This is a genomic window from Streptomyces sp. NPDC050743 (assembly GCF_044456925.1).
Classification (GTDB): Bacteria; Actinomycetota; Actinomycetes; order Streptomycetales; family Streptomycetaceae; genus Streptomyces.
Genome location: NZ_JBITGJ010000035.1, coordinates 77,958 through 86,166, shown reverse-complemented (window position 1 = coordinate 86,166; position 8,209 = coordinate 77,958). Strand labels below are relative to the sequence as shown.

Here is an 8,209-nt window from a genome sequence, read left to right as displayed (position 1 = left end):
AGGGGCCTTACGTCTGCCCGGAGTTGGGAGTACACCACGAGACTCCCGGAGGCGATCACCCTCAGCGACCGTCGGTTACCGGGAAAGGCTCACTGAACTCCCCAGCGGGGCACGGCGATCGCCGTGCCCCGCACGGGTGTGTGCGGCAGTCTTGGGCCATGAACGAGTCCGGCCGGGTCGAGGCCTTCAGCGACGGCGTGTTCGCCATCGCCATCACCCTGCTCATCCTGGAGATCAAGGTCCCCAAGGCGGGGGAACACGGCGGCCTGTGGCACGCGCTGGGCGCGCAGTGGCCCTCGTACGCCGCCTATGTGGTCAGCTTCCTGGTCATCGGCATCATGTGGGTCAACCATCATCAGGTGTTCAGCTACGTCGCCCGGGTCGACCGCACGCTGATGTTCCTCAACCTTCTGCTGCTGATGGTGGTGGCCGCGGTGCCGTGGCCGACGGCCATGCTCGCGGAGTATCTGCGCGAGGACGCCGCCTCACACGCGGCGGCCGCCGTGTACAGCCTGGTCATGGTCGCCATGGCCCTCGCCTTCCAGGCCCTGTGGTGGCACCTCACCCGCACCGGCCACCTCTTCGACGCGCGCGTGGACACCACGGCGGCCCGGTCGACCCGGGCCCGGTTCGCGCTCGGCTCCCTCGGCTACCCGCTCACGGTGGGCCTGGCCTTCGTCTCGGCCCCGCTCACGCTGGCCGCGCACGGTCTGCTCGCCCTCTACTATGGCTTCAACCAGATCGCGGTACCGACGCGCCCGGACCCGGACCCGGCCACGCCATGAGGTTCGCCAACAGCTCCGCCTGCTCGATCGCGTCGTCCAGGGCGTGGTGGGTGTGCCGGCGCCGGGACAGCAGTTCCCGCGGCATCGTGCCCTTGGCCACCGCCCGCAGCGGCAGCCCGGCCTTGGTGGCGTACAGCGTCTTCATGTCCAGGCAGCCGGAGTGCCCGAAGGGACTCTCGCCGGTGAAACGGATCAGGTACCAGTACAGGAACGTCCAGTCGTACGACGCCGGATACCCGCACATCACCGGCTGCGCGCCCGCGCTCACCTCCCGTACCCAGGCACTGAACTCGGCGAGCGCGACGGCCGGTTCGGCGCCCTGAGCCGTCAACCGGTCCCGGTCCAGGCCGCTCACCGCCAGCGCCTCGGGGACGAACTCGCTGGAAATCGGCCGCAGTTCGCGGTAGAAGGTCCGCTCTTCCGGGTCCGCCGGGGTGAAGCCGTCGGCGTCCTGGGTGCCGGCCACGGCCGCGCCGACGCTCAGCATGGAGTACGGCCCCGGGATCGGCCCGTCGGCCTCGATGTCGACGGAGATGCAGCGGCTGGGCTTGACGCGTCGTGCGGACATGGTCCCGCAGCATGGCAGCCGCGGCCGCCGCCGCGCATCCCGTTTCCGGCGCGCGACGGCATGCGGGCGGCCGCGCGGATTCAGCCGCGCTGTCCCACCTGGCAGGGCGTGACCGCGGGCAGCCGGCCGGTGACGTACGACCTGGGCGGCACCCCCATCAGGGCACGGAAGTCGGACGTCATGTGCGACTGGTCGAAGTAGCCGGTCGCGGCGGCGAGTTCGGACCAGCGGGCGCTCCCGGCCCGGGTGACGACCGTACGGACGCGGTCGATACGGGCGTAGTGCTTGGGGGAGACCCCGACGCCCTCGGCGAACAGGTTCCGCAACTGACGCTCGCTGACGGCCAGTTCCCGGGCGACCTCCCGGACCTGCGCGGGCGCCCGGTCCAGCCGTACGGACAACGCCGCCACGCCCGCCCGCAGCAGTGCTGTACGGTCCGGATCCACGGCGTCGGACAGCAGCCCGGGCAGCACCTCGGTGAGGTGCGGCAGCGCCTCCCGGGGCTCCAGCCGGCGCATCTCGCGCGCCAGCCGCCGCCCCGCCCCGCCCGGCAGTTCCTCCAGCCTCGCGACCCGGCCGACCAGCCCGGCGGCCGGAACACCCAGCAGGGGCCGGGCCGTACCCGGTGCGAGGCGCAGCTCCACACAGGAGATGCGGCTCTTCCCCTCGTGGTAGGAGGCCCGCACCCGCGGCCCGACGGCCAGCACGTCACGCCGCCCGTCCGCCGTCACCCGCAGCACCACCTTGGTCACCGCGTCGGGCAGATGGACGAACGCCTCCTCGGGTGGCTCGGCGAAGGACACGGTCCGCACCCCGGCGAGCCACGGGCGCAGCACCTCGGGCGTGCTGCGGACCTGCCAGGCGGCGGTGTCGGGCGCGGCGGTGGAGTTCGGCACCCCTCCACGGTAAGCGCCCGGCACCGCCGTCCGGGCCGGCCGGTCGTGCCGGAATTTCCAAGAGACCGGCCCCGCCTGCGGACCACCGTGGACCCCATGATTCTGGTGACGGGTGCCACGGGCACCATCGGGAGTGACGTCGTACGACAGCTGGCCGCGCGCGGTGAGAAGGTGCGCGCCCTGACCCGCGACCCGGCGAAGGCGCGGGTCCCCGCCGGGGTGGAAGTGGTGCGCGGGGACTTCCACGAGCCGGCGTCCCTCGGGGCCGCGCTGGAGGGTGTGACGGCCGCCTTCCTGCTGCGTCCGCCCGGCCCCGACGAGGGCCGGGACGCGGCGCTGGTCGCGGCGGCCGGCGCGGCGGGCGTACGACGGCTGGTCAAGCTCTCCGCCATCGGCACCGGCGACCCGGCGGTCGGCCCCTCCGGGCTCTGGCACCTGGACGGCGAGCGTGCCGTGCGCGACAGCGGCGCCGAGTGGACCGTGCTGCGGCCGTCGTCGTTCGCCTCCAACACGCTGAGCTGGGCGGAGCCGCTCCGGGCGGGCGAGCCGGTGCCCAACATGACCGGGGACGGGGCGTCGGGCGTGATCGATCCGCGCGATGTGGCAGAGGTCGCCGTCCGCGCGCTCGTCGACGCCGGGCACGCGGGACGGACGTACACCCTGACCGGGCCCGAGGCCATCACCGTCCCCGGCCAGACCGCCGTGCTCGCCGACGTCCTGGGCCGTCCGGTCCCGGTCCGGAACCTGTCTCCGGACCAGACCCGTGAATTCCTGCGCACCGCCTGGGGCTTCGACGAGGAGCGGGCGGACGGCATCCTGACCGGCGTCGCGTTCGTCCGTGACGGCGGCAACGCGGTGGTCACCGAGGACGTGCCCGAGGTGCTGGGCCGCCCTGCCCGCAGCTTCCGGGAGTGGGCCGAGGACCACAAGGAGGCCTTCGGCGCGGACTGAGGCACGCCCGGTGTCACCGGCCCCGCGGCCGCAGCACCGCTCCCGCCAGGACCAGCGCGGCCACCGCGATCCCGGTCGCCACCCGGAACGCCAGCCGGTAGCCCTCCGCCGTGGCCGGGATCAGCTCCGCGCCCCGGCCGAGCAGACCGCCGGTGCGGCTCGCCGCCAGCGTGCTCAGCACCGCCAGGCCCAGCGAACCGCCCACCACCTGCGTGGTGTTGAACAGCCCGGACGCCAGACCCGCGTCCTCCTCAAGCGCCCCGGCCATGGCGAGCCCGGTCAGCGCCGGCATGGCCGCCGCGAACCCGGCGGAGAGCAGCAGCAGCGGCGGCAGCACGTCCACGGCGTAGGAGGCGCCGATCGGTGCGCGGCTCAGCAGGGCCATACCGGCGACGATCAGCGCCAGGCCGGCCAGCAGCACCCGGTACGCGCCGTACCGGGCGACCGTGCGCGCGGACAGGCCCAGCATCAGCAGACCGATCGCGACCGGCGCCGGAAGGAACGCGGTGCCGGTCGCCAACGCGCCGTAGCCCAGCACCCTCTGCAGATACAGCGCGCCGATGAACTGGAAGCCGTACATCGTGGCGATCATCAGCATCTGCACCGTGTTGGCGCCGGTCAGCAGCCGGGAGCGGAACAGGCGGGGCCGCAGCAGCGGGCGGGCCGCCCGGACCTGGCGCAGGGTGAACGCCGCGAACAGCACGAGCGCGAGGACCGCGAGCAGCGCGGTGCCGGCCGGGGTACGGCCACCGGCGCCGACGATGACGTACACCGTGAGCATCAGCCCGGCCGCGACCAGCGCGGCTCCCGGATAGTCGGCGCCCCTGCCGAGCCCGGCGCCGCGCTCCGGCGCGAGCACCCGCGCCGCCGCCAGCCAGGCGACCACCCCGATGGGGAGGTTGATCAGGAAGATCCAGTGCCAGTCCAGGGCTTGCGTCAGCGCGCCGCCCAGGAAGGTGCCGAGCGCCCCGCCCGCCGCGCCGACCGCGCTGAACGCCGCGATGGCGCGGGCCTGTTCCCGCGGCTCCGGGAAGAGCGCGACCAGCATGCCGAGGACCACCGCCGAGGCCATCGCCCCGCCGGCGCCCTGCAGCGCCCGCGCCGCGATCAGCAGCCCCTGACCCGTGGCCACCCCGGCCAGCACCGAGGCCGCGGTGAAGACGGCCAGTCCGGTGGTGAACATCCGCTTGCGGCCCACCAGGTCGCCGAGTCGGCCCATTAGCAGCAGCAGTCCGCCGAACGCGATCAGATACGCGTTCACGACCCAGGCGAGCCCCGGACCGCTGAAGCCGAGGTCGCTCTGGATGGCGGGCATCGCCACCGTGACGATGTTGCCGTCGAGGATCGTCATCAGCGTGCCGGCGCACAGCACGGCGAGAGACGTCCAGCGGGAGTACGGTCGTGGGGACGTCACCGGCGTCGGTGACGGGCTGTTCTCGATGACGGCAGACATGGCCACCCCGTTCCTCAAGCTCACCTTGGTGCACGACTTGTAACGGGGACCATCGTGAGTGACCATGGAGGCCGGCGTAAGGAGGCAGTCCGATGTCCCGAAGGAACACCGGTGTTACCGTCCAGGCAGTGAACGCGCAGGCCTGCCCGGTCCGCGAAGTTCTTGACAGGGTGGCCGGGAAGTGGAGCGTGCAGATCCTCGTCGCCGCCTCGCACGGGCCCATCCGCTTCACCGAACTGGAGCGCGGCATCGAGGGCATCAGCCGCCGGATGCTCACCCTCACCCTGCGCAATCTGGAACGCGACGGCCTGGTGACCCGCACGGTGCATCCGACCGTGCCGCCCAAGGTGGAGTACGAACTCACGCCGGTCGCTCACGAGTTGAACGACACCCTGCAGCGGCTGACCGACTGGGCCGAGCGGAACCGGATGTACATCGCCGGGGCCCGGGCGGCCTACGACGCCGAGCACCGGCCCGAGCTGCTCGACGCCTAGGCCCGCGAGGCCTACAGGCCGAACAGGGCGAGGTCCGTCGTCAGCTCCTTGAACACCTCCCGCGGGTCGGCGACCAGCTTGCGCTCCTTGAGATCCAGTAGGCCGCCCACCGCGCTGACCTCGGCCGCCAGGGTGCCGTCGGTCTTGCGTATCTCCTGCGCGATCCGGAAGGTCTTGCCGCCGCCCCACTCGAACGCACAGGTCACGTCGACCTCGTCGCCGGCAAGCAGTTCGCGCCGGAAACGGAGCGTCGTCTCCAGCGCCACCGGGCCCACACCCCGGCCCACCAGCCGGGCCTGGCTGATGCCGGCCGCCTGGAGCAGCGACCAGCGGGCGTGCTCCGCGTAGTTGAGGTACACGGACTGGTTGAGGTGTCCCTGGGTGTCGGTCTCGTAGCCGCGGACGGTCACACGGACGGAAAACGGTTCGGCCACTGCTTGCCCTTCTCGCATGCGGATATCCGGTCGGTCGATCTTGGCACGGCGCTCACACCCGGCGCGGCGAGGCCAGCAGATAGCGCTCTCTCGTGCGCGGTTCGGTGTACTCGCCGGGCTGCCAGCCCGCGCGCTCCAGCGTGGCCGCGCAGGCCGCCAGGCTGTCCGTGTCCGCCGCGTACACGGCGACCGCCTCCGGCTGCGGGGTCGCCCGCACCCGGTAGCCGTCGGCGCTCCCGCTCGCCGGACGGTGCCCGGCCGCTTCCAGGGCCAGCGCCGCCGCCCGCACCAGATGCGTGCGCTCCCAGCCGCACGGCCGGTCCACCGCGGCGTCGGGGTTGGTCATCCGGCGCAGCTCCAGCAGCCCCTGCCAGGCGCTGTGCACCTCGCGCAGCCGCGCCGGGGTGTCCGCGGGCGGCTCCTCCTCGCCGCCGACCCGCGCGGCGAACACCCCCGTGCCCGCCGCGGGTTTTGACGGCTCCGCCTCGGACACCGCTTGCCGGGGCTCCGCCTCCCGTATGCGATGCCCCGCCGGGGTCAGGAAGTGCTCGTGCGGCGGCCGCGGGTGCCGGAAGGCCAGCCCCCTCTTCACCAGCGCCGCCAGCTGCGCCTCCGTACCGCGCAGCCGCCCGGTCACCGGATCGGCGGCCTCGATCACCCGCCGCTGCGCGGCGGTCGGCGGTCGGCTCACGGCGCGCTCCTTCCGGTCCCCTGCCCCTCCGGGCCCGCCCGTCGGACGGCCCATTCGCAGAGTACGACCCGGGTCTGACAACGCGGCCGCCGCCCGTGTCCGGGCCCCGAGCCCGGGGCCTACTCCGGTGGCCGGATGTTCCACCCCGCCACCACCGGCCGCTCGTGCTCCGTGCCCAGCCGGCACAGGGTTCCCGTCGCCAGCTGGAACAGGGCCCCGTGCCGGGGCGGGAGGCCGAGGCGGCGGGCGGTGAGGACGCGGAGCAAGTGGCCGTGGGCGATCAGCACGACGACGCCCTCGGTGGCGGCGAGGGCGGCGTCGACCTTGCCCAGCATCCGGTCGGCGCGCTCGCCGACCTGCTCCGGGGTCTCGCCCGGATGCTCCGGCGGCCCCGGCGCGACCCCGTCCGTGAACAGGAACCAGCCCGGCCGGCTGCGCTGGATCTCCGCGGTGGTGACGCCCTCGTACCCGCCGTAGTCCCATTCGTGCAGGTCGGCGTCGACCCGGGCGTCCGGGATGCCGATGAGCTCGGCGGTCTCCCGGGCCCGCTGCAGGGGGCTGACGAACGCGGCCCCGATCCGGTGCGAGCGGATCAGCGGCACCAGCCGCCGCGCCTCCTCCCGCCCGTGCTCGGTGAGGGGTACGTCGGTCCAGCCGGTGTGCCGTCCGGACCGCGACCACTCGGTCTCACCGTGCCGGACGAGAAAGAGGTCACCCACGTCAGCGCCTTCCCGCCTTCCCACTCGCCTGTCAGCACCGTGTCACAGGGCGGCGGCCGCCCGCAGGACGGACTCGGCCAGACGGCCGTTCTCCAGGGCGGCCCCCACCCCGGTGGGGAAGGCGAACCGGCGCCGGGTGTAGGCGTACGCGATGCCGTTCGCCGGGTCGGCGAAGCCCAGCGAGCCGGTCGCGCCGCTGTGCCCGAAGGTGCCCGCGCCGAGGAACGGGTAGAGCGCCGGGGTGTACTCGAAGCCGCGCGCGAAGTGGTTCTCGCTGCCGGTGACCAGGTCCGGCCCGCCCGGGGTGCGCAGCGATCCGGAACAGGGCCGCGGTCGCGGGCGTGAGCAGCGGCGGCCGGCCGTCCACGGTGCTGATGGCGGCCGCGAACATCCCGGCGACCCCGCGTGCGTTGCCCACCCCGCCCGAGGACGCCGGTCCGAGCGCCTTCACCCGGGGGTGATTGCCGAAGGCCACCAGGTCGGTCGGCTCCGGCCCGTGCGCGTTGAAGGCGATGCCCCGGATGCTGTCCGGCGCCGGCACCCGCTCCTTCAGCAGCGCGGCCTCCTCCGGGGTCGGCACCAGCGGCTGCACGTCCACCCAGCGTGGCTCCACCTCGGCCGGCATGCCCAGGTAGTAGTCCAGCCCGTACGGCGCCCGGATCCGCTCCTCGTACAGTTCCTGGATGGAGCGGCCGGTCACCCGGCGCACCACCTCGCCGGTGAGGGCGCCGATGACGAAGGCGTGGTAGCCCCAGGCGGTACCCGGCTCCCACAGCGGCCTGCGCCCCGCCAGCCGGGCCGCGGTGATTCGGTCGTCGGCCAACTCCTCGATGGTGAAGGGTTGTTCGGCGTCGCTGACGAGTCCGGCCTGGTGCTCCAGCAGCTCGCCCAGCGTCAGCCGGTCCTTGCCGTGGACACCGAACTCCGGCCAGTACGCGGCGACTTCACGGTCCAGGTCGAGCACCCCGTCCTGCACCAGCAGGGCGACGACGAGGTGCGCGGCGCCCTTGGCGATGGAGTACAGGGTCGTCAGCGTCTCCCCGTCGATGCCGTCGCCGCCCCACAGGTCCACCACGCGCCGCCCGTGGCGGTACACCACGAGCTGCGCGCCCGGATCGTCCCGCTCCCCGGCGAGCACCGCCGCGAACTCCTCGCGTACGTCCTCGAATCCTTCCGCGACCGTTCCGCGCACGTCGATCGGCATGCGTCGTTCCCCCT

The 8,209-nt window shown here is 73.6% G+C and carries 10 protein-coding genes; 3 read left to right on the top strand and 7 right to left on the bottom strand.

What is annotated here, in order from left to right; all coding sequences use genetic code 11:
- Positions 1 to 158 precede the first annotated feature (158 nt).
- The gene (locus ACIBJF_RS28970) at positions 159 to 785 is read left to right on the top strand and encodes a TMEM175 family protein (RefSeq protein WP_365328924.1); all 627 of its coding nucleotides are present in this window, start codon (positions 159 to 161) and stop codon (positions 783 to 785) included.
- Here the strand turns inward: ACIBJF_RS28970 and ACIBJF_RS28965 are convergent.
- Together ACIBJF_RS28965 and ACIBJF_RS28960 are read right to left on the bottom strand one after the other, a co-directional pair.
- Positions 733 to 1,353 carry a 3'-5' exoribonuclease domain-containing protein gene (locus ACIBJF_RS28965; RefSeq protein ID WP_399178058.1) on the bottom strand — a complete coding sequence of 207 codons (621 nt, stop codon included), beginning with the start codon at positions 1,351 to 1,353 and terminating at the stop codon, positions 733 to 735. The two genes, ACIBJF_RS28970 and ACIBJF_RS28965, sit on opposite strands and share 53 nt — an antisense overlap.
- Positions 1,354 to 1,433: 80 nt before the next feature.
- Positions 1,434 to 2,249 carry a helix-turn-helix domain-containing protein gene (locus tag ACIBJF_RS28960; RefSeq protein ID WP_399178057.1) on the bottom strand — a complete coding sequence of 272 codons (816 nt, stop codon included), beginning with the start codon at positions 2,247 to 2,249 and terminating at the stop codon, positions 1,434 to 1,436.
- A gap of 96 nt (positions 2,250 to 2,345) precedes the next feature.
- Between ACIBJF_RS28960 and ACIBJF_RS28955 the strand changes: the two genes are divergently transcribed.
- On the top strand, positions 2,346 to 3,200 hold the full coding sequence (locus tag ACIBJF_RS28955; protein WP_399178055.1) for an NAD(P)H-binding protein: 855 nt from the start codon (positions 2,346 to 2,348) through the stop codon (positions 3,198 to 3,200).
- 13 nt (positions 3,201 to 3,213) lie between these two features.
- On the opposite strand, the gene ACIBJF_RS28950 is transcribed toward ACIBJF_RS28955, so the two are convergent.
- Complete coding sequence (locus tag ACIBJF_RS28950) at positions 3,214 to 4,653, bottom strand: MFS transporter (protein WP_399178053.1); 1,440 nt, start codon at positions 4,651 to 4,653, stop codon at positions 3,214 to 3,216.
- Positions 4,654 to 4,745: 92 nt separating this feature from the next.
- Between ACIBJF_RS28950 and ACIBJF_RS28945 the strand changes: the two genes are divergently transcribed.
- Entirely contained in the window at positions 4,746 to 5,147 is a 402-nt protein-coding gene (locus ACIBJF_RS28945; protein ID WP_399178051.1) for a winged helix-turn-helix transcriptional regulator, read from the top strand.
- A gap of 11 nt (positions 5,148 to 5,158) precedes the next feature.
- Here ACIBJF_RS28945 and ACIBJF_RS28940 read toward each other — a convergent pair whose 3' ends face one another.
- From ACIBJF_RS28940 to ACIBJF_RS28925, 4 genes are all read right to left on the bottom strand, one after another.
- A complete protein-coding gene (locus ACIBJF_RS28940) occupies positions 5,159 to 5,581 on the bottom strand; it encodes an acyl-CoA thioesterase (protein WP_351806356.1) in 423 nt (140 codons plus the stop codon).
- A 52-nt stretch (positions 5,582 to 5,633) separates the two neighbouring features.
- Complete coding sequence (locus ACIBJF_RS28935) at positions 5,634 to 6,272, bottom strand: hypothetical protein (protein WP_399178049.1); 639 nt, start codon at positions 6,270 to 6,272, stop codon at positions 5,634 to 5,636.
- A 119-nt stretch (positions 6,273 to 6,391) separates the two neighbouring features.
- On the bottom strand, positions 6,392 to 6,991 hold the full coding sequence (locus ACIBJF_RS28930) for a histidine phosphatase family protein (protein ID WP_399178048.1): 600 nt from the start codon (positions 6,989 to 6,991) through the stop codon (positions 6,392 to 6,394).
- Between the two features lie 31 nt (positions 6,992 to 7,022).
- Positions 7,023 to 8,195 (bottom strand): serine hydrolase domain-containing protein, encoded by a 1,173-nt coding sequence (locus ACIBJF_RS28925; RefSeq protein ID WP_399178047.1) that lies wholly within the window; start codon positions 8,193 to 8,195, stop codon positions 7,023 to 7,025.
- Positions 8,196 to 8,209 lie beyond the last annotated feature (14 nt).